The following is an 18,523-nucleotide window of genomic DNA, read 5'->3' on the forward strand; positions in this document are numbered from 1 at the left end:
GTTATCGCACTTCACTCCAGGATTTGGACAGCAATCCGGCGCAGTTGATTACTCCTACCAGCGAGTAGGTCTGCGGGAAGTTCCCCCAAAGCTCGCCCGTTTCATAATCGAGATCTTCCGATAGCAGCCCCGACTGCGTGGTATGGCTCAGCATGGTTCGGAACAGCTTGCATGCCTCGGCATCGCGTCCGGCGAGATGGAGCGCTTCGATCAACCAGAACGTGCAGACATTAAATGCCGTCTCGGGCGCGCCGAAATCATCCTCGGCAGCATAGCGCAGCATATGGTCGCCGCGCCTCAGATGCTCTTCAACGGCGGCGAAGGTCTGCTTGAATCGCTCATTGTCAGGCGAAAGGAAGCGCAATTCGACCATTTGCAGCAAACTAGCGTCGAGGTAATCGCTTTCGAAACTGGCGCCGTAATGCCCGCCTTCGCCGTTCTCTTTCCACGCTTCGGCTTCGATTTTCTCGCGGATGGCGTCCGCGCGTTCACGCCATAGCTCGGCACGGTCGATCTTGCCGATATGCTCGGCGACATTCGCCAGCCGGTCGCAGGCGGCCCAGCTCATCACCGCCGAATAGGTGTGCACTTCCTGCCGAGTACGGAATTCCCACAGACCAGCGTCGGGCTGGTCGTGCATGGCCCAAGCCATCTTGCCAACCTGTTCCAGGTTCTCGAAATCGTGGCTGTCTGCCATTCGCAGCAAGCGTGTATCGAAGAACCCTTGCACACTTGGCAGCACGATCTGGCCATAGCAGTCGTGCTGAATCTGTTTGTAGGCCGCATTGCCGCGCCGAACCGGCCCCATCCCGCGATAGCCAGCCAGATAGCTTGCGGTGGTCTCGTCCAGCTCGCTCTCACCCATGACCGAATAGAGCGGCTGGATCTGTCCTCCACGAGCACCGTCAACAATGTTGCGCAGATAGGAGAGGTATTTCTCCATCACGTCGAGCGCGCCTAGACGGTTTAGCGCCTGAATGGTGTAATAGGAATCGCGGATCCAACAGTAACGGTAATCCCAGTTACGCTCCGAATCGGCAGCCTCGGGGATTGAGGTCGTAAGCGCTGCAACGATTGCGCCGGTTTCTTCGTGCTGACACAATTTGAGAGTGATCGCGCAGCGAATGACCTCTTCCTGCCATTCCAGCGGAATTGCCAACATTCGCACCCAGCGCTGCCAGTACTTGCGCGTCGCCTGCTCCATAGAGCGGACTTGCTCGCGAACATTGCCGACAAACGGTTCGTCCGGGCCAAGAAAGAAATGGGTGTCTTCCTCTATGCGGAAAGTGCGGCCCTCCATGATGTAGCCGACAGGTGCATCGGTCGAAAGGCGCAGTGCCTGCGGGCCGACGAGGTAGCGGATGTGATTGGTCCCGTGCGTGGTTTCCGCGACCTGTGCACCGTAATTCTTCACCGGCTTCAGCACCACACGCACACGCGGGTTCCCGGCGATGGGGCGGACGATACGAGAATAAGCGACCGGACGGTACATCCGGCCAGAGCGTTCATATCGCGGGCAGAAATCGAGGATTTCCACTACGCTGCCGTCTTTCCCCTCGAGCGTGGTTACGAGGTTGGGAGTGTTGCGAATATACTTCTGTTTTGCACTTACCTGCCCCTCCAACTCGAACCGCCAGATGCCGGCATCGCGTTGGTCACCATTGAGCAGGGCCGAAAACACCGGATCGCCATCGACGCGTGGCACGCAGCCCCACACCAGCGCGCCCGTCTGATCGATCAAGCCGGATACCTGGCAATTACCGATAGGCCAGAGTTCGAGATTAGGGAGACGCTGCTCGGTCATAATTCCAGCCATTCGTGTACGGATTGAACATCAGGGAGGAGGTATCGCGCGCTCGTGCTGCGCGGTGAGCCGACGAGAATGCCCGCCCCGCCCAATTCATAGCAAGCACCAAAGCCCGCCTCATCGGTGAGATCATCACCAATGAAGACCGGGTGCGATCCTGCGAAAGGGCTTTCCGCCATAAACGCGGTGACCGCTGCGCCCTTGTTCGCGGACTTTGCAACGATCTCAACGACAGCCTTGCCATGCTGTGCAGCCCAGCCATGCTGTGTGGCCAGTTCCTCGGCAAAGGAGCGTGCTGCTTTGCCTGCGCCGGGACGGGAGCGATAGTGGAGCGCTGCGCCGTGCGGCTTTTTTTCGTAATCGATCTGATTTTGGGCGGCAAAGTCGCGCATTTCGCGGTCGATCAGAGCAGGTACATCCAGAGCGCCCGGCCCCAACGCGGTTCCATCGCGCCGCCGCATATCCGATCCATGCGATCCCGCAGCCGCAACAGTCAGCGGGCCCAGATGTTTCTCGATATCCGTAATGCCGCGGCCGCTCACCAAAGCGCAGCGCCCCTCCAACCTGTCGGCAAGCGCCGAAAGGTATTGGGCCAGCCCCGCGCGCGGATTGATCGCATCTGGGCCAGGCGCCAGTTCTACCAGCGTCCCGTCGAAGTCGAGGAAAAGCGCAACTGGCTGGTCCGCGATCAGCGAAGTGAGCGATGGCGGCGGACCAAGAACGACGCTGGAATGCATGGAGCTTGGCATAAAGCGTCAGGGCCATGCGTCAATGAACACGCTGCACTGCAGCAGGTGCTAATCTCGCTATGCCGAAAGCAATCCCCGACCGATAACCTGCGCCTGTATCTCCGCAGCGCCCTCGAAGATGTTGAGAATACGCGCATCGCACAGCACCCGACTGATGGGGTATTCCAGCGCGTAGCCGTTCCCGCCATGAATCTGCACAGCGTTGTCGGCTGCGCTCCATGCGGTACGTGCGGCGAGCAGTTTCGCCATCCCGGCTTCGATATCACAGCGGTTGCCGCGATCCTTTTGCCGCGCCGCGAAATAGGTCAGCTCGCGGCTCATGACGATCTCGACGGCCATTAATGCCAGCTTGTCCGAGACCCGCGGGAACCGGGTCAGCGGCTCGCCAAATTGTTTGCGTCCCTCGGCATAATCGAGCGCAAGATCAAACGCGTTCCAAGCCACGCCAATCGCTCTCGCAGCGGTTTGAATCCGCGCACCCTCGAATGTCCGCATCAGTTGTTTGAAGCCCTGCCCCTCGGCATCGCCCAGCAGGGCATCGTCCGCCACGGCAAAGCCATCGAAACCGAGAGCATATTCCTTCATCCCGCGATAGCCGAGCACTTCGATCTCGCTGCCGTTGATGCCGTCATCGGGAAACGGGTCGGAATCGCTGCCGCGAATCTTTTCAGCGAGGAACATCGATAGTCCCCGGTAGCCCGGTTGATCCGGGTCGGTGCGCACCAGCAGCGTCATCAGATCGGCCCGGGCCGCGTGGGTAATCCACGTCTTCGCGCCATCGATGCGCCAATCACCGCCTTTCGTTCGCCGCCCCCGGGTGCGCACGCTGGCGAGATCGGAACCGGTGTCCGGTTCGGTAAAAACTGCTGTCGGCAGGATTGATCCGTCCGCAATACCCGGCAGAAACTTTGCCTTCTGCGCGACGGTGCCGTTTTCGCCGATCAACTCGCCCGCGATCTCGGAGCGTGTGCCCAGCGATCCAGCACAAATCCATCCGCGCGAAAGCTCTTCGGAAACGATCGACATGGCAAGCTTGCCAAGGCCCAGACCGCCATAGCTTTCATCGATACACACTCCGAAAACGCCAAGCTCGGCCATTTCGGCGATGACGCCTTCCGGGATGAGGTCATCTTCCATGTGCCATTGATGTGCACGCGGCGTTATCCTGTCAGCAGTGAAGGAACGAAATTGCTCACGAACCAAGTCCAGTGTTTCATCGCCAAGGCTTTCGTCGGGCCTCGCGCCGCTGCTCAGCAATCGTGCAAATTCGGCGCGCGTTGCCGCAGTGCTTCCTTCGACGAGGAAACGCCGTACCGCCGGATCGCCGCCAAATACGCTCGCAGCCCCTTCTGCGCCCAATGCCTCGGGACGCACTACTTCGCTGGCACTCATTTGCACACCGTGCACTAGCTGAGCGCAATACTCCCCAAATCCGATACGGAGGGTCAATTCCTCGATCTTCCCAATCCGTCCGGAAACTTCACCGCGTGCGCACCAGTCGGCCGTCGCCTCCATTGCAGCGACGCTTGCCGCAACCCAGGCAAAGCCGTGCACCGCATGCTGCTCTGCCGTCAAAAGCGCGGGGTCTGCCGCAACCCGCGCCTGCACAGCCTCTCGCACCTCATTGGAGTAAGTCTGAGCCGCCTGCGTTGCATCGCGCGCTAATGATATCCATTCGTTCATAGGGCGGCGTGCTAGCAGAGCTTTCGCATCAGCGGGACCGATTGAATTTGTGAGGCGCGGAAAACATTTTCAGAGAGCATGCGCCTTCAGCGCTTCGTAGTCGGCGCGGCAGGCCTCCGCCACCTTTGCATAATCTCCGTCCAAGTCGGGCAGATTCCCCGGCGCTGCGCCAAAACCGGTCGACGCGTTCACCTTGTCATACCAATGTGCGCCCCAGACACCGTCCTCCGCATGCGGTCCCTTCTCCCAAGACAGCATGGCCGGATCCCACGCAATTCCGAGCGCACCGCATAGACTGGACAAGGTACCCTGAGGATCGCGAAGGATGTCGTCTGAATCGAGCACCGGTGGGGACATTCCGGTTCGATCGCATTCGAACTGAAAATATTCTCGCAATTTCGCAAATCCCAGCATTTCGGCGCTGCGAAGCTCATTCTTGTTGCGATAGCTCGCGACCACACGCTCGGGCGCACGGATCAGGAAAGCGTGGCGATGGTTTGAGAAATCAGCAATCGAAACCGGACCGATCATGTGATGCGGCATATGCTTCTGATACCAAATTGTCTTCCCGCGCGGAGCGATCCCGGATTGAGCCTGGACGATGGAGTGCCAGTCGCAATCCATATCCGCGATAGTTTCCGCAGCCAACGGATGCGGCTCGCCGCTGTCTTTCAGGAAACCGCCATAAAACGGCTCATCGGATACCGCGCAATCGCTGCGCGCGCTAAAGCTTCGCATCATGGCGGTCGATATATTTCGTGGACCGCTCCACATCGCGATGCGAACGGTCATGCGACATCTCGCTCCATCAGCGCCTTGTACAGACCCTGTAATCGTTCGACCATCGGCCCTCGCCGGTCGGTCAGTTGCCGGCCGTCAACCTCTGTCACTGGAACGACGCCGGCAAAGGTCCCTGTGACAAAAGCCTCATCCGCGCCGTAGACATCCGTGAGCGAGAAGTTTTTCTCAAGCACAGAAATGCCCTCTTCGCAGCAAACCTGGATGACATTGCTGCGAGTAATCCCGCCGAGGCAATAATCCCCGCTCGAAGTCCAAACCTCGCCTTTTCGGACGATGAAGAAATGCGTCGAGTTGCACGTCGCCACGAAGCCATGCGGATCGAGCATCAGCGCTTCGTCAGCGCCCGCCTGCGTCGCCTGGATGCACGCCGTGATGCAGTTGAGCTTACTGTGCGAATTCAGCTTCTGATCCTGCACCGCGGGGTCGCCGCGCCGGACGTGAACGGTGAACAGTCTGATCCCCGATTCGATCGTCGATGGAAGCGGCGCCTTATATTCCGGGATGATCACGATGGTCGCTGGAGAAATTACAACGCGAGGGTCCTGATACGGTGTCGAGCGGACGCCTCGCGTCACCATCAGGCGCATATGCACACCCTCGGCGCCGCGCATTCCGTTGCTGTCTATGGTCGCGTAGAGGCGGTCTGAAAGGTCGCTGCGGCATAAGCCAATATCCATCGCGATCGCCTTCGCGCCCTCGTAGAGCCGATCCAGATGAGCATCCAGAAACGCAATTCTGCCGCGATGCAATCGCAGACCTTCCCATACCCCGTCGCCGAGCATGAAACCGCTGTCGAAAACCGAAACAGTCGCTTCCGCCCGGGGCACCAACGTGCCGTTCACATTGATGAGTACCGTCTCGTTGCGCGGATCGGGCGCGAAATCGTGTGTCCCCTGTGCCATCGAGCCTGTTTAGGCGGCTGAGAGCTTCTGACAATAGCCTGCCGTTTCAATATTTCATGCTCACCATGGCTTCATTCGAGCTCATTAAGGCCCGACGATATTCTTGAGTTCGTGGCACGGAAAACCGTAATTCGTCGAAGAATTCAAAGCCCACAGGTTCGTCGGGAGTCTGCAGATCGATAGCAACCTGCCCGAAGCTCTGTTCGATCTTCATGCCGCGTGAGCTAGCGCGCAAATCGTCCGCGACACTTAGTTTTAACAACAGCTTGTCGCTCCGCTTAGCGATCATCTCAATCGGCTGGACCACGAACAAGAACTGCTGCCCGATGGCGCCTCGATTGGCGGACCCGCAATGCTGTCACAGGCCCAACGCTGCTTCCTGCGGACCAAGACAATTCGATCGCGCCATCGGCACGGAATGGCAAGGACGCAGAACCGAACAGAAATTGGTGAGTTTCCGTTGGTAGCGGAGGAGGGAAATATAGAGAGCATATAACGTGCTGATTTACCTAATAAACTTTTTGAGTCGTCTTGCAAATACCCCCATCAATACCCCCAAAATCGGACAGATGAGATAAAGCGCCTTTGGCAAACGACGACTTGTTATTCGTAGTGACTGGTAAAACGAGCGTCGGCCGTTTTTGGGCCGATCAGAAGGCGAAACGCCAGGTCACGATCCATGCGCCTGATCGGACATCGAGGGCATGTCATGGTCGGGCATGGATGGCATATAGTGGCCCGCATGAGGATCGGGTGTGTTGCTAGGCTGGGCATTCACCGGCGGGGGAGTGGCCGCAGGGGACGACGCTACTACCGGAGTGCTCGCCGGTCGGTCTGGTTGCCTACCGGCAGTCGCAGCTTCACCCGACCGGTTCGTGTTGGCCTCTCCAGCGGGAAAGGCAGCGTTGTCTCTTTCGCCTTCGCCAGCACCTGTGCTCTCGGTCGGCGGGGCCGTATACAGTGGCAAGGCTTCAGCTTCTGATGAAGTGTCCTGCGTCTGATCACAGGCAGCGAGCCCTAGCCCCAATGCCGCCGCAGCAAGGGGGGCAACAAACGCGTTCCGATTTGATCTGCGCATCATTCTATCCTTCAAAGCCAGGAGATACCAAGATGATTGGCACCGTGCGCAAGCTCGCCGCCCAGAAATCCCTGCACCAGCACTAGAGCGGCCATGGCAAAGATTGCGGCGCGAAACGCGGTCCGGCTCGCGGAAGCACGGCTCGCCAGATAGGCCATCGCCAGACCGAGAACCGCGATCAGCATTCCGTTCCAGCGATGAACCTGCATCGCAGTATCTCCGCCGAACCAGAGACCGGTATGGATCCAACCGAATATGGCCGCCACGACCGCCCCGGCGGCACCGCCATAAACAAGTACGCGCACTGCCGACTCTAGGCCTGTGCCCTTCCGTGCGATGACGAATAGCTCGGTGAGAGCGGCCATAAAGAACAAGGCGATCGGAAAGTGTACGGTGGCGGGATGCAGCGACTTGAGCACACCGACCACGCCCTTGTCGCCTTCGTCTGCATCTTGTCCCTTCGCCCCGTCATGATCAGCAGCCGTGTCGCCGTGCCCCTGCGCAGCCTGGATATCTTTTGACGCCGCATCGGAGACGACAGCACTGGCCGCTTCGCCATGTTCCTCGTCGCCATGGGCCTGGGCCGGACTTATCCAGAGCAGACTGGCGGCCACAATAGCCATGAATTGTATTCGTTTCATTCTCTACGGGCTCCGGTCTTGGCGATGGTCGTGCAACCTATTGTGTCTGTAATGCTCTGCGAACCTTCATCTCTTGCGGTGATAGAGCGCGGCGATCGTCGACGCGTGAGGGTTCAAATTTTACTCACGAGATGGTCGGACCTCCTGCCTTGCACCGCGCCCTGGTAAGAGTGTGGCCAGGCTCAGGCACAAAGCGAGAGCCCGGCCACCGCCTCCTAATCGTCTTGCGCCATGTTCTCGTGAGCCGCCATCTGCTCCATCATGTCATGCATCATCATCATGTGCTGGTGACAGGCCGCCATCATATCGGCGTTGTCCCCCTGCATCATGCCCGCCATGTGTTCCTGCATTTTTGCACGATGTTCGGCCATAAGCCTTTGGCGTTCGGCAGGATCGCTCGCCGCGTGGGCCTGCTGCATCAGCGCGCGCATTTCAGCCATCTTCTCGCGGTGGGCCGTCATGGCCGCCGAATCCTGCATCATATGGCCAGCGTGTGACTGCTGCTGCGCCGCCGCTTGATCCCCGTGGTCATGCTGTTGCCGGGCCATTGCCGGGGTGGTTGCCAGGCCGGTGGCGAGCGCGAAAGCTAGAACTGTCAGTTTCATGGTCGATTTCCTTTCGTCGGTCTTGCGGTGGATGCTGTGTGCAGTCATCCTCTTTACGCAGCCGCCATCTCTTCCCCTCAAACAATCCGCAGCAGCGGTGGGGCTGGTGGGCCGAAGCACGGCCGGTTGCAGCGGTGCTGTTTTTCGGCCACCTTTTTGAGAGAAGCCGATAACGACGAATGGGGAGTATCATGGTGCCAGCAGAGCCGTCGGAGAAGCAGTCGTGAGCACGGTCAATGAGAACGGCAGCTGGGATATCCCGGAGCCCGATCATGCCGAACTGGTGCAAATGCGCATTCGCCTCATAACTCTCGAGAACATAGTTCTCGGCCTTTTGTCCGGGGCGAGCGATGAACAGATCGAACAGATCAGGAAACGAGCGGACATGATCGAACCGCGCCCTGAGGCGAGCCGACATCCGCTTACCGAACTGGCAGCAGGTGACATGCGGAAATTTCTCGAACGCGCTGCTCGCATGGCCAAGACCGAGAGCCGCGAAGACCGTGACTGATTCACGCTTCGGGGCGCCAAGGACTCTGTCCGGGACCTGGAAATCCGGACGATCGCTATTTGCTTGCGCAGATTTTTCGGGCGTACCTGCAGCATGACCAGAACCCATTGGCTGATCTTTTTTTGTGGAAGCCTGATCGCGTTCGTCTGGGAGATTTTCCAGATGCCGTTTTTCAAGCCGGGAAATCTCGAGCCTTATGAGCAGACCATTCGCTGCGGCATTGCAAGCCTGGGCGATGGCGTGATCCTGCTGACAGCGTATAGCCTTGCAGCATTGCGCGGCGGGCGCGCGTGGCCCTGGCAAGCCGCCAAAATGCCCTATGCGGTCTATTTCGGTTTCGGGCTTGTCGTCGCCATCGCCGTTGAAATGATCGCTACTTCGCTTCCGGCAGAAAGCTTCCTGAGCTGGCGCTACAGCGATTTGATGCCGCAGGAGCCAATCACGGGTCTGGCGCTGATTCCGATCGCGATGTGGACGATCGTGCCGGCGCTCACGATCCTTCTGGTCCGCTTTGCCCGAGCCGAACCTGATTAAACTGGGAGCGGCTTCAGGGGGCATTCGGCACATGTTTCGCCCGCCGCCTGATCCAAGGGAACCGGTTGGCAAGCAAGACAAAGCCCGAAACCGCGATGATTGTCCCGCCGATCCCGAACAACAGCAGCCACCAGCTGTTGATCCGGTCGCGCTGCGTCCAGTCCATAATATGCAGCCCCCAGACAAAGTCGAACAAGCGCCAGGTGTCGCTGCGGGCAGCGAGCACCGAGCCGCTGGATGCATCGATGTAGACGCGGGTATTATCCTCATCGCCGTAAGTGATCTGCCACGCCGGGAACGGACCCCGGAATTCGGTCCCGACAGCGTCTTCGATGAGGCGTGTGGTCGCTACGGTGGTCGGTGGCCCGGTCCAGGCACGTCGGGCGATGGCCCGTGCGCTCGCGGCGGGAAGGGGCGAGATGAGCATGCCGCTATCCGGGTCGCGGAGCGTGACGCTTCCATCGTCCCGGCGGACCTCGGTTACGGCCCTGCCGGCGACCGCGCGCGTCGCAAGGGAAACCACCCCCTCTCTGCTATCGAGCCATTCTGGCATGACAGCATCGGCGGGCAGAACCTCCGGCGCGCGCGAAACGACATGTTCGGACCGAACCTCTTCGATGTCGAGGAACGACATCAGCGCCCCGGTGATCATCCACAGTAGCACCTGGACGCCGACAAAGACTGCCAGCCATTTGTGAAGCTTGCTGCCCAGCACATGAAGACGCAGCTTGAAAGAGCGTGTCGCCAATCGGTGTTCCCCCGATCAGATCAGTTATTACGCGGTGCGCGTGACGATGAATGGTACTGAACGATCTTCCAGCCATCTGCATCATGGGCGAGGACCGAGGTCGCAACCCCTTCGCGGTCGATTACGCGACCGTCGGCCAGTTCGATCCGATAGGTGTACGTTTCGCGGCCATACGCCATATGTCCCATCCGGGTGACTGCGAGCGTCGGTTCGCCGAAGGTGAAGCTGGTTATTGCATCGAGTTCCGGTCCCAGGTGATGCTCCATGTAATGCGTGAAGCTGCCTTCCGCCTTGCCGTTTTCGTAAATGAAGGATTCCTGGGCAAACAGCGCAGCCATGGCCTCTGCATCGCGCGACGTCAGGGCATCGCGATATGATGTCAGAATTGCTTCTGCCCCAGCAACGTCATCGTTCATCGCAGCCATATGCTCGGCATGGTTCATGCCCTGCTCCGTATGATCCATCGGCGTTGATACCGAATGTTCCGAATGCGCCGAATGGTCCATGGATTGTGCCAGGGCGGGAGTGCCGCCTGCAGCCAAGGCCAGGGCGACCGCGCTTAGAGATAGTCTTATCCTCATTGGATATTTCCTTCCTTTAAAACCAGAATCGCAAGCCCACGACGTAATTCGTCACGCTCGCGTCTTCCCCTGCGGCGCGTGCAAAATCGGCGCTTTGTCCAATCCGCCATTCCTGGGAAACGCCGACATAAGGCGCGAATTCGCGTGCGAACTCGTAGCGAAGACGCAGACCTGCCTCGATCCGGTCGAGACCTGAGCCGATACCCAGTTCAGGAATATCCTGCGCCGAAAGAGCGATTTCGGCACGCGGCTGAAGGATCAGCCGCTGCGTGATGCGCTGATCAAGCTCGCCCTCAAAGCGCGCCGTTACATCGCCCTTGCTCGATACGAACGCCGCGACGTCGATCTCGAACTGGTAAGGGGCAATGCCCTGGACACCGATGACCGCATGGGTGCGCTCGGGCCCCGTCAGATCCTGACGGACACCGGCTTGGAAATCGAAGAAGGGTGCGATGGCGCGGCTCCAGAGCGCCTGGACCTCGGCGCCCTCGACGGGCTCACCGAAGCTGCCTTCACCCTCGGATTTGAACCAGAACTTGTCGATATCACCGCCATAATATCCCTGGATATCCCAAAGATATCCATCAGCTCCTTCGCGTGCGCGATACTCAAGGCGGTCGCCCTGAAACCAGAAGCGCATCCCGCCGTCGGTCTCACGGACAAGTTCGCGCCGCGCTTCGTTCATGGCTTCCTCGCCCCAGATCGCAACCGCCGCGCGCGCGGGACCGCTCCCAGCTTCGGGAGGAGGCGGCAGCAGCGGGATATCGTCGTTCGAGCCCATCTGCATCGCCGAATGGTCCATGCCCTGCATGTCCTGCGATCCCATCTGCCCATGGTTCATCTGGCTGTGATCCATCTGCCCATGGTCCATCGACGAGCTGCTGGCTTCCGCCTGCCCCATGTCGCCGCGGTTCATTTGCGAATGATCCATCGCGCCTTCGTCAGGCCTGCCCTGCGGCATCGAACCATGATCCATCGTCGAATGGTCCATCGCAACTTCAGGCTGGGCAGCGGGGCCGCAAGCCCCCTCTGCTACCGGATGCCCCATCGCGCGATGGCGCTCGGCTGCCGCCTCGCACTTTGTTTTGGCGTCAGCCTGCGCCTCGGCGCTCTGCTGCGGTTCCACTGGCGAGTGACCCGCATGCTGCGCCGCGGCGGGGGAGGCGAGAACCGAACCCGCGGCGGCCGAGGCAAGCAGGCTGATGATAGATATCTTCATGCGCCCTCTCCGGCAGGATTGGCAACCGTGACGATCTGAAACATCCCGGCATGCATGTGATAGAGAAGGTGGCAGTGGAAGGCCCAGTCGCCCGGCTCGTCCGCCGTCAGGTCGAACTGCGCGCTGCCACCCGGTTGCAGGATAACCGTGTGCTTCAGTGGTTGACGGTTTGGAGGTGCACCGTTGACCAGCTCGAAGAAGTGTCCGTGCAGATGGATCGGGTGTGCCATCATCGTGTCATTGATCAGCTTTACCCGCACGCGTTCATTATAGGCAAAGCGGATCGGCTCCTCGGAGACGGCGGAGAATTTCTTGCCGTCGAACGACCACATGTAGCGTTCCATGTTCCCGGTAAGATGGATTTCCATCCGGCGCGAAGGGCTTCGCGAGTCCTTGTTTGGTGTCAGCGCGCGCAGCTTGCGATAGTCGAGGGTACGGTGCGGGACATCGGCAAGGCCAATCCCGGGATCGCCCATCCGGTCGACCGGGTTCATCGACACCATGTCGATGCCCGGTCCGACCTTCACATCGGGAGGCAATAGCGAGGTATCGCGCATCTGCATGCCTCCCGCCATGCCAGCCATTCCGGTCATCTCCGCCGAACCGCCATCCATACCGGACATCCCGTCCGCGCCAGCCGCTCCGCTCGATCCGTGATCCATTCCGGCCATCCCGCCAGCGCCATGGTCCATGCCGGCCATACCAGCATCGCCGCCGGAGCCATGGTCCATACCGCTCATGCCCATATCGGCCATAGTGAGCAGCGGGGGATCGCGCAGCGGCGGGATGGCCGCACGCGCGCCGGGCGTGCTCGCCAGCGTTGCGATGCCCATACCTGACCGATCCATCGACTCCGCCATCAGCGTGTAAGCCTGCTGCTCACCCGGCGTCACCACGACGTCGTAGGTTTCCGCGACGCCGATCTGGAACTCGTCCACTTCGACCGGCTCGACGTTCTGCCCGTCGGCTTGAACCACGGTCATCGGCAGGCCGGGGATGCGAATATTGAAAAATGTCATGGCGCCGGCATTGATGAACCGAAGCCGCACACGCTCGCCCGGACGGAAAAGATATTCCAGATTGTCGAGCGGTCCATGACCGTTCAGCAGATATGTATAAGTTGCGCTCGACACATCGAGGATGTCGGTTGGCATCATGCGCATTCTGGCCCACATCCGGCGATCCTCGCCCGAGAGCGGATAGTCGTCGGTCCAGGTATTCTGGTTGTAGTTGAAGTAGCCTTCGCCCTTCTTGAGCTTGTCGAATATCGTGTGGGGCGACATTTCGCTGAACTCGCTCAGCACCACGATATATTCGCGGTCGGCCTGCACCGGATCGGGACCTGCGGGATCGACCACGATCGGACCATAATGACCGGCCTGTTCCTGCAGCCCGCTATGCGAATGCCACCAATAGGTGCCTGCCTGCCGCACGGGAAATTCCGCTGTGAAGGTCTCGCCCGGCTTCACGCCGGGAAAACTTACGCCCGGCACGCCATCGAGCTGGAACGGCACGAGCAGGCCATGCCAGTGGATCGAGGTGTCTTCCTCAAGCTGGTTATGGACGTTGAGGCGGACGGTGGTCCCTTCGCGCAGGCGAAGGAGTGGCCCAGGGATGCTGCCATTGACGGCAATCGCGCCGCCACGCCTGTTGCCGGTGGAGAAAGCCGAGCGCGCAACCGTCAGATCGATATTCGGTCCGGTCGCCTCATCGATACCTCGCCGGGCGGCCCCGGAGAGCAGATCTCCGCCTCGCGCCCAAGCGGGAACGGCACCGCCCAGGCCAAGCAGGCCCAGCCCGCTGGCACTTGTTCCAAGAAATTTTCGGCGATTGACGGCAGGCATAGGGGGCTCCTGAGAAGGCATATACCGTCACTTACGCGGCCACCTGCGCTACCCCTCAAAGTTTTCGAACCGCTCCTTCAGCCGGTTGCGCGCACGATAGATGCGCGTCTCGACAGCTTTCTCCGTGGTGCCGAGCAGCTCGGCAGCCTCGGCCTGGCTGTATCCCTCGACAGTGACCAGCACGAGCGCCTCTTGCAGCCGCACCGGCAAGCGCCCGATTTCGGCCTGGACCAGCCGCAGCTGTTCGCGGGCTCCGGCAACATTTTCGGGATTGGGGGCATCGTCGGCAACGGCGTCGGCTTCCCGCCCGTCCGGCAAACTAAGGAAGCCCGCAACTTTCCTCCGGCGGAGCCTGTCGCGGCACCGGTTGAGAACGATTGTCGTCAAATAAGGACCGATGGGCTTGCTCGGATCGAGGCGATGCCGTGTCAGCCAGACCGAAGCGAGACTGTCCTGGACGACATCTTGGGCCCGCGAGGGTGAACCCAGCATACGCGTGGCGAGCGCAATCAACCTAGCGATCTCATGCTCGACCAGAGCTGTGAACGCCCGCTTGTCACCGGCTATCGCCCGCCCGATCAGAGCTTCGTTCGAAGTGTCATCCACCACTGCCAAGGCTGATCAGTCACGCGGATCGCGCGTGAGGGCCGCGGACACTTTCCGGTCGAACTGAAGCTGCTGATCGGGATCGAGAATTTCCCGCATGTCGAAGACGTGGCGCACGGTCGCTTTTTGCAAATCGCCCATGCGCGCATGCACCTCGTCGATCGCGGCACTGACTTCGGGCCCGTATTCGTGCTCGGTTTCCATTGCCTGGGCGAGCTGGGCGTTGGCTGCGCGCGCAGAGGCTTCGAGCCTTGCCTGTTCTACCGCGAAACGCGCTTCGAGCGCGTCGAGCCGCTGCTCCTGATCAGCCGTGAGCGAGAGTTCATCGTGCACGAACTGGTGCAGGCTACCCTCGGCATCGTTGTTGGACCAGCGATCGGCGGCAAGCGCTCCGAGGCATCCGGCGAGCGCCGCCAGCAGGACCGCGAGGACAAGGTGAAACTTCTTCAACGCCTATGACCCCACATGAAGCAAAGCAGCGGGCGACAGGGATTCTCCGCCAACGAGGCTCTCGCCAACAATTTCTGTAGGAGCGCCATATTCGGACGGCCATCCGCTGGTCCCTGCGCCTGCCGCCAGGCCGACGACAAACAGACCGGCGAACAAGGCCATTCTGCGTCGCTGATCGGCAATTTCGCCAAGCTGTCCTGCGCGCTGCCAGACGCCGTTCATGAAGTCGGGCGGCACGTCGCCAGCCTCCTGCGACGCCATCGTGCCGAGCATCGCATCGAGTGTCTGATTATCACGCATCCCTTGCTCCTGTCGGTTGCACGGTTCCTATACGCGACACTTCGCGCAAACCCTCAAGATAATTTGAGGGCAAGAAGCAATTGATGCGTAAAGGCATTGAGTCAAAAGCACGCGTCGTTTGCCGGCGCAGAATTTGCGCGGACACATTCTGGCAAAGTCATTCTGCTCGGCGCGGCCTCAGGAAAGGCAAATGTAAATGAGTTTCATCAATCCATCAAAACCGTTCAGTCGTTCGCTGGCGGCTTCGCTCCTCCTCGCCCTTGCAGCCTGCTCGAATGCGGCCCAGGCCGCGACATACACGATGTACCGCGACGCAGGGTGCGGGTGCTGTCTTAACTGGGCCGGTCACGTAGAACACGGGCTCGAAGCGGAGGTCGCCTCGGTCGACTCCGACGACATGGCTGCACTAAAGACAGCCAGGGGTGTACCGCAGGATCTGTGGTCGTGCCACACGATGGAAGTCGATGGCTATATCATCGAAGGCCACGTGCCGGCCGATGCCGTCGCGAAGCTATTACGCGAACGCCCCGAAGGAGTGGCAGGCCTGGCCGTGCCCGGAATGCCGCTTGGCTCGCCCGGGATGGAACTCGGGGACCAGGTGCAGCCCTATGATGTCATCGCCTTCGGCCCAGGCGGGCGGAGCGTGTTCGCATCCTACCCGTGAATATGGGCAGCCCTTTTTGCGCCAACTCTGACGGAGGACCATCATGTCGGACTATTCGGTCAAAACCTCAATTTTCATATGGGGCTGGACACTCAGCCTCTTCCTGCTTTTCAGCTACCTGATCTGCATCGGTTTCGGCCTGCTCGCGCCCGAACAGGCGCACATGCACGAAGCGTGGGCGCCGCTGCTTCCCGGTTTCGAGTGGCTGACCCTCTCGGGCTTTCTGGCAGGCGCTCTTGGAAGTTTTTTGTATGGTTGGTATATTGCTTTAATCGCGGTGCCGCTTTTCCGATATTTTCAGAAGCGTTTCAGTCGATAGACAGAGCTTGTCGCGGTAACTTGGTCCAAGAGGGGCAAGGCCTCGTCTGGCTCATTTCGATCGCATATTATTACTGGAGCTAGAGCCATTCCCAGAACTCCGTCCCAAGGAGAGAGGCGATCCCTGTTAGTTCACGTCGCCATCGGCGCTGTTCTGGGTGTAGTGATTCTTCACCCGCTCACGACGCTCGTCTTTTGGTACGAGTTTGGTGCCTTGGCCTTTGCCGACCAAGACAGCGCACTCAGCTTCATAATCGACCGGACTCTCTCCGCGTTTGCGTTCGAAATGTTTGCAATGAGCTTGATATATGCCGCGATCGGCGGCGCGATCGGACTGGGTTTTGGAGTGTATCATGTTCGGCTCGTGCACGAGCGGTCCAGAGTTCGCTTTCTGGAACGCGAACTCAATGAAGAACTTCCATTACTAATAGCTCGCGGCGAAAGCGAGCAGCTGGAATTCAAATCTTCCTTCCGTTGGGACAGGCGTCAGGAGAAAGTCAACCGCAGCTTGCAGCAAGTCATCGTCAAAACCCTGGCGGGGTTCCTCAACCAAGAGGGCGGCACTCTCCTTATCGGTGTCGAAGATGATGGCAGCATCGCGGGCATCGAGGCGGACATGCAAACGCTTAAGCCCGCCAACCAGGATGGCTTCGAACGTTTATTGATGGACACAGCAAAAGAGGGTCTTGGAGGACACGCGTGTGCTCTGATCCATTGTAGGTTCCACAAACTCGAGGAAAAGATCGTTTGCCGAGTTATTGTGGAGAAGAGCTTGGAGCCGATCTATTTTTCCGAAGGGAGCGTGGCCCGGTTCATGCTGCGAGCAGGCAATAGCACGCGTGAGCTCGATGTGCGCGAAGCTCAGGCTTATCTCCAGCATCGCGGGAAAGTGAGCATCTAACCGCTGGTCTGTGGGACAGCACGCGTGTTCGGAGCGCTTTGTCGATCGGCTCAGTTCCTGCAAATTTATGATGCGGTTGGGGCTTCGCCCCGCCACATACTCAAAAATATTGAGGGATGAGCCCCGACCGAACGTACTGTCCGGCATGATCTTTCTTGAACGGGAGACCATCGACAGGGGAAAGTCTTGCAAGACCATGAGCACGAGAATCAAAGCGAAACAGCTGGCTCGATAACCCTGCTGGGCGGCGTGGCGATGGGAACCGGCGTCATGATCGGTGCCGGCATATTCGCGCTGACCGGGCAGATCGCCGAGCTTGCCGGTCCGCTCTTCCCCTTATCCTTCATCGCTGGCGCGCTGGTAACCTCGCTGGCGGCGTACAGCTATATCAAGATGTCGAACAAATGGCCGTCTTCGGGCGGCATCGCGATGATCTTGCAGAAAGCATACGGACCCGGCGTGATCGCCGCCTCTGCCTCGCTCCTAATGGCGCTGTCGATGGTGATTAACGAGAGCCTCGTGGCCCGCACCTTTGCCACTTACGCGCTGCGCCCGTTCGGCCTCGAAAGCAGCGGGTGGCTCGTTTCTCTCGCAGCGCTTGCCGTCATCATTTTCGCCTATCTCGTCAATGCAGCGGGCAACAGGTCGGTAAGCGGCTTCTCGCTTATCATGTCCGCCATCAAGATCGGCGGCATCGCGCTGTTCGCAGTCGCCGCGATCTTGGCCAGCGGTTTTTCATCAGGCGCATTTTCGCAGCCCGTCTCGCTGACCAATGCAGAAGCCCTGCTCGCCTCGGTTGCTTTCTCGATCCTCGCCTTCAAGGGCTTCACCACGATTACCAATAGCGGCGGCGAAATCGTCGACCCGCACAAGAATGTCGGCCGGACGATCATGATCTCGATCGCGGTCTGTATCGTGATCTATCTGCTTGTCGCAGTGGCGGTGGGTTCGAGCCTGAGCATATCCGAGATCGTCGAGGCGCGCGATTATTCGCTCGCAGCAGCGGCGCGTCCGGCGCTGGGAGAACTGGGCTTCTATTTCACCGTCGCGATCGCGATCGCCGCAACGACTTCGGGCGTGATCGCGAGCGTATTTGCCGTGTCGCGCATGCTTGCGATGCTGACCGACATGAAGATGATCCCGCACAGCCATTTCGGCATGAGCGGCGGGATACGCAGCCACATGCTGGTCTATACGGTGGTCATTGCCGGGACGCTTGCCGTCCTGTTCGATCTGTCGCGGATCGCCTCGCTGGGCGCCTTCTTCTACCTCGTCATGGATATGCTGGTGCACTGGGGCGTCCTGCGTCACCTGCGCAAGGAAGTCGGCGCGCGAGCATCAATACTTCTTACAGCACTCGCGGCAGATGGCGTGGTCCTCGCAGCCTTTACCGCGGCCAAATTGCGCAGCGATCCTGCCGTTGTCGCCTATGCGGCGATCGGCATCGTCGCGGTGTTCGTGGGGGAATGGATCTACCTCTCGCGCAATTCCGAAGCGCCCGCTTCTCACAAAGATGATCGGTCAGGAGAGAAGAGTTGATGGCACCTTCTTCAACCAGCTTTGCCGCTTTTACGCCGGGCT

23 protein-coding genes are annotated in these 18,523 nt (G+C 59.8%); 6 read left to right on the forward strand and 17 right to left on the reverse strand.

Features of this window, described 5'->3' with window-relative positions:
* Position 1: 1 nt before the first annotated feature.
* The 9 genes from KCG45_RS14290 to KCG45_RS14330 all read right to left on the reverse strand — a co-directional run bounded on the left by KCG45_RS14290 (position 2) and on the right by KCG45_RS14330 (position 8,266).
* Positions 2 to 1,804, reverse strand: coding sequence for a glycoside hydrolase family 15 protein (locus KCG45_RS14290; protein ID WP_218317969.1), 1,803 nt, complete (start codon positions 1,802 to 1,804; stop codon positions 2 to 4).
* Positions 1,801 to 2,544, reverse strand: coding sequence for a trehalose-phosphatase (otsB, locus tag KCG45_RS14295; RefSeq protein ID WP_218317970.1), 744 nt, complete (start codon positions 2,542 to 2,544; stop codon positions 1,801 to 1,803). The genes KCG45_RS14290 and otsB overlap by 4 nt, the downstream gene beginning before the upstream one ends.
* A gap of 69 nt (positions 2,545 to 2,613) precedes the next feature.
* Positions 2,614 to 4,239: an acyl-CoA dehydrogenase family protein gene (locus tag KCG45_RS14300; protein ID WP_218317971.1), complete on the reverse strand. Its 1,626-nt coding sequence runs from the start codon at positions 4,237 to 4,239 to the stop codon at positions 2,614 to 2,616.
* A gap of 69 nt (positions 4,240 to 4,308) precedes the next feature.
* A complete protein-coding gene (locus KCG45_RS14305; protein ID WP_218317972.1) occupies positions 4,309 to 5,031 on the reverse strand; it encodes a sulfotransferase-like domain-containing protein in 723 nt (240 codons plus the stop codon).
* Positions 5,028 to 5,942: an aminotransferase class IV gene (locus tag KCG45_RS14310; RefSeq protein ID WP_218317973.1), complete on the reverse strand. Its 915-nt coding sequence runs from the start codon at positions 5,940 to 5,942 to the stop codon at positions 5,028 to 5,030. Before KCG45_RS14310 ends, KCG45_RS14305 begins: the two co-directional genes overlap by 4 nt.
* Positions 5,943 to 5,988: 46 nt before the next feature.
* Entirely contained in the window at positions 5,989 to 6,249 is a 261-nt protein-coding gene (locus KCG45_RS14315) for a hypothetical protein (RefSeq protein WP_218317974.1), read from the reverse strand.
* Positions 6,250 to 6,612: 363 nt separating this feature from the next.
* A complete protein-coding gene (locus tag KCG45_RS14320; RefSeq protein WP_218317975.1) occupies positions 6,613 to 7,023 on the reverse strand; it encodes a hypothetical protein in 411 nt (136 codons plus the stop codon).
* Between the two features lie 8 nt (positions 7,024 to 7,031).
* Positions 7,032 to 7,661, reverse strand: a complete 630-nt coding sequence (locus KCG45_RS14325; protein WP_040464221.1) for a DUF2231 domain-containing protein — start codon at positions 7,659 to 7,661, stop codon at positions 7,032 to 7,034.
* 215 nt (positions 7,662 to 7,876) lie between these two features.
* Positions 7,877 to 8,266 carry a hypothetical protein gene (locus KCG45_RS14330; RefSeq protein ID WP_232725746.1) on the reverse strand — a complete coding sequence of 130 codons (390 nt, stop codon included), beginning with the start codon at positions 8,264 to 8,266 and terminating at the stop codon, positions 7,877 to 7,879.
* A 223-nt stretch (positions 8,267 to 8,489) separates the two neighbouring features.
* On the opposite strand from KCG45_RS14330, the gene KCG45_RS14335 reads away from it, so the two are divergent.
* Both KCG45_RS14335 and KCG45_RS14340 read left to right on the forward strand, forming a co-directional pair.
* Positions 8,490 to 8,777, forward strand: a complete 288-nt coding sequence (locus KCG45_RS14335; protein ID WP_011413855.1) for a hypothetical protein — start codon at positions 8,490 to 8,492, stop codon at positions 8,775 to 8,777.
* 93 nt (positions 8,778 to 8,870) lie between these two features.
* Positions 8,871 to 9,311 (forward strand): hypothetical protein, encoded by a 441-nt coding sequence (locus KCG45_RS14340; RefSeq protein WP_137678716.1) that lies wholly within the window; start codon positions 8,871 to 8,873, stop codon positions 9,309 to 9,311.
* A gap of 13 nt (positions 9,312 to 9,324) precedes the next feature.
* Here the strand turns inward: KCG45_RS14340 and KCG45_RS14345 are convergent, their stop codons facing one another.
* Genes KCG45_RS14345 through KCG45_RS14375 form a run of 7 tightly spaced genes read right to left on the reverse strand, consistent with a single transcriptional unit; the run spans position 9,325 to position 15,059 of the window.
* Entirely contained in the window at positions 9,325 to 10,059 is a 735-nt protein-coding gene (locus KCG45_RS14345; protein ID WP_240049141.1) for a PepSY domain-containing protein, read from the reverse strand.
* Positions 10,060 to 10,079: 20 nt separating this feature from the next.
* The gene (locus KCG45_RS14350) at positions 10,080 to 10,640 is read right to left on the reverse strand and encodes a YybH family protein (protein WP_240049143.1); all 561 of its coding nucleotides are present in this window, start codon (positions 10,638 to 10,640) and stop codon (positions 10,080 to 10,082) included.
* A 16-nt stretch (positions 10,641 to 10,656) separates the two neighbouring features.
* On the reverse strand, positions 10,657 to 11,859 hold the full coding sequence (locus tag KCG45_RS14355; protein ID WP_137678717.1) for a copper resistance protein B: 1,203 nt from the start codon (positions 11,857 to 11,859) through the stop codon (positions 10,657 to 10,659).
* Positions 11,856 to 13,703, reverse strand: coding sequence for a copper resistance system multicopper oxidase (locus KCG45_RS14360; protein ID WP_010412790.1), 1,848 nt, complete (start codon positions 13,701 to 13,703; stop codon positions 11,856 to 11,858). Before KCG45_RS14360 ends, KCG45_RS14355 begins: the two co-directional genes overlap by 4 nt.
* Before the next feature lie 48 nt (positions 13,704 to 13,751).
* Positions 13,752 to 14,312: an RNA polymerase sigma factor gene (locus KCG45_RS14365; protein ID WP_373288747.1), complete on the reverse strand. Its 561-nt coding sequence runs from the start codon at positions 14,310 to 14,312 to the stop codon at positions 13,752 to 13,754.
* 12 nt (positions 14,313 to 14,324) lie between these two features.
* Complete coding sequence (locus tag KCG45_RS14370) at positions 14,325 to 14,759, reverse strand: periplasmic heavy metal sensor (RefSeq protein WP_010412783.1); 435 nt, start codon at positions 14,757 to 14,759, stop codon at positions 14,325 to 14,327.
* Between the two features lie 3 nt (positions 14,760 to 14,762).
* Entirely contained in the window at positions 14,763 to 15,059 is a 297-nt protein-coding gene (locus KCG45_RS14375) for a hypothetical protein (protein WP_029140031.1), read from the reverse strand.
* A gap of 196 nt (positions 15,060 to 15,255) precedes the next feature.
* On the opposite strand from KCG45_RS14375, the gene KCG45_RS14380 reads away from it, so the two are divergent.
* Together KCG45_RS14380 and KCG45_RS14385 are read left to right on the forward strand one after the other, a co-directional pair.
* Positions 15,256 to 15,723 (forward strand): DUF411 domain-containing protein, encoded by a 468-nt coding sequence (locus KCG45_RS14380; RefSeq protein WP_033193265.1) that lies wholly within the window; start codon positions 15,256 to 15,258, stop codon positions 15,721 to 15,723.
* 43 nt (positions 15,724 to 15,766) lie between these two features.
* On the forward strand, positions 15,767 to 16,042 hold the full coding sequence (locus KCG45_RS14385) for a hypothetical protein (protein ID WP_010412775.1): 276 nt from the start codon (positions 15,767 to 15,769) through the stop codon (positions 16,040 to 16,042).
* A gap of 126 nt (positions 16,043 to 16,168) precedes the next feature.
* Here the strand turns inward: KCG45_RS14385 and KCG45_RS14390 are convergent, their stop codons facing one another.
* Positions 16,169 to 16,396: a hypothetical protein gene (locus KCG45_RS14390; RefSeq protein WP_218318076.1), complete on the reverse strand. Its 228-nt coding sequence runs from the start codon at positions 16,394 to 16,396 to the stop codon at positions 16,169 to 16,171.
* Between the two features lie 9 nt (positions 16,397 to 16,405).
* Between KCG45_RS14390 and KCG45_RS14395 the strand changes: the two genes are divergently transcribed.
* Both KCG45_RS14395 and KCG45_RS14400 read left to right on the forward strand, forming a co-directional pair.
* Complete coding sequence (locus tag KCG45_RS14395; protein ID WP_369410799.1) at positions 16,406 to 16,942, forward strand: AlbA family DNA-binding domain-containing protein; 537 nt, start codon at positions 16,406 to 16,408, stop codon at positions 16,940 to 16,942.
* Between the two features lie 255 nt (positions 16,943 to 17,197).
* Positions 17,198 to 18,481 carry an APC family permease gene (locus KCG45_RS14400; RefSeq protein ID WP_010412769.1) on the forward strand — a complete coding sequence of 428 codons (1,284 nt, stop codon included), beginning with the start codon at positions 17,198 to 17,200 and terminating at the stop codon, positions 18,479 to 18,481.
* Positions 18,482 to 18,523: the final 42 nt, after the last annotated feature.

It is taken from the genome of Erythrobacter ani (assembly GCF_019204025.1).
In the GTDB taxonomy this organism is placed as follows: domain Bacteria; phylum Pseudomonadota; class Alphaproteobacteria; order Sphingomonadales; family Sphingomonadaceae; genus Erythrobacter; species Erythrobacter ani.

Excerpts from the sequence above, each read along its gene's own strand:
- KCG45_RS14385 (WP_010412775.1), top strand. The coding sequence starts at position 15,767 with ATGTCGGACTATTCGGTCAAAACCTCAATTTTCATATGGGGCTGGACA.
- KCG45_RS14320 (WP_218317975.1), bottom strand. The coding sequence starts at position 7,023 with ATGATGCGCAGATCAAATCGGAACGCGTTTGTTGCCCCCCTTGCTGCG.
- KCG45_RS14300 (WP_218317971.1), bottom strand. The coding sequence starts at position 4,239 with ATGAACGAATGGATATCATTAGCGCGCGATGCAACGCAGGCGGCTCAG.
- KCG45_RS14350 (WP_240049143.1), bottom strand. The coding sequence starts at position 10,640 with ATGAGGATAAGACTATCTCTAAGCGCGGTCGCCCTGGCCTTGGCTGCA.
- KCG45_RS14330 (WP_232725746.1), bottom strand. The coding sequence starts at position 8,266 with ATGAAACTGACAGTTCTAGCTTTCGCGCTCGCCACCGGCCTGGCAACC.
- KCG45_RS14310 (WP_218317973.1), bottom strand. The coding sequence starts at position 5,942 with ATGGCACAGGGGACACACGATTTCGCGCCCGATCCGCGCAACGAGACG.
- KCG45_RS14390 (WP_218318076.1), bottom strand. The coding sequence starts at position 16,396 with ATGATACACTCCAAAACCCAGTCCGATCGCGCCGCCGATCGCGGCATA.
- KCG45_RS14290 (WP_218317969.1), bottom strand. The coding sequence starts at position 1,804 with ATGACCGAGCAGCGTCTCCCTAATCTCGAACTCTGGCCTATCGGTAAT.
- KCG45_RS14400 (WP_010412769.1), top strand. The coding sequence starts at position 17,198 with ATGGGAACCGGCGTCATGATCGGTGCCGGCATATTCGCGCTGACCGGG.
- KCG45_RS14375 (WP_029140031.1), bottom strand. The coding sequence starts at position 15,059 with ATGCGTGATAATCAGACACTCGATGCGATGCTCGGCACGATGGCGTCG.
- KCG45_RS14360 (WP_010412790.1), bottom strand. The coding sequence starts at position 13,703 with ATGCCTGCCGTCAATCGCCGAAAATTTCTTGGAACAAGTGCCAGCGGG.
- KCG45_RS14305 (WP_218317972.1), bottom strand. The coding sequence starts at position 5,031 with ATGACCGTTCGCATCGCGATGTGGAGCGGTCCACGAAATATATCGACC.
- KCG45_RS14380 (WP_033193265.1), top strand. The coding sequence starts at position 15,256 with ATGAGTTTCATCAATCCATCAAAACCGTTCAGTCGTTCGCTGGCGGCT.
- KCG45_RS14325 (WP_040464221.1), bottom strand. The coding sequence starts at position 7,661 with ATGAAACGAATACAATTCATGGCTATTGTGGCCGCCAGTCTGCTCTGG.
- KCG45_RS14340 (WP_137678716.1), top strand. The coding sequence starts at position 8,871 with ATGACCAGAACCCATTGGCTGATCTTTTTTTGTGGAAGCCTGATCGCG.
- KCG45_RS14355 (WP_137678717.1), bottom strand. The coding sequence starts at position 11,859 with ATGAAGATATCTATCATCAGCCTGCTTGCCTCGGCCGCCGCGGGTTCG.
- otsB (WP_218317970.1), bottom strand. The coding sequence starts at position 2,544 with ATGCATTCCAGCGTCGTTCTTGGTCCGCCGCCATCGCTCACTTCGCTG.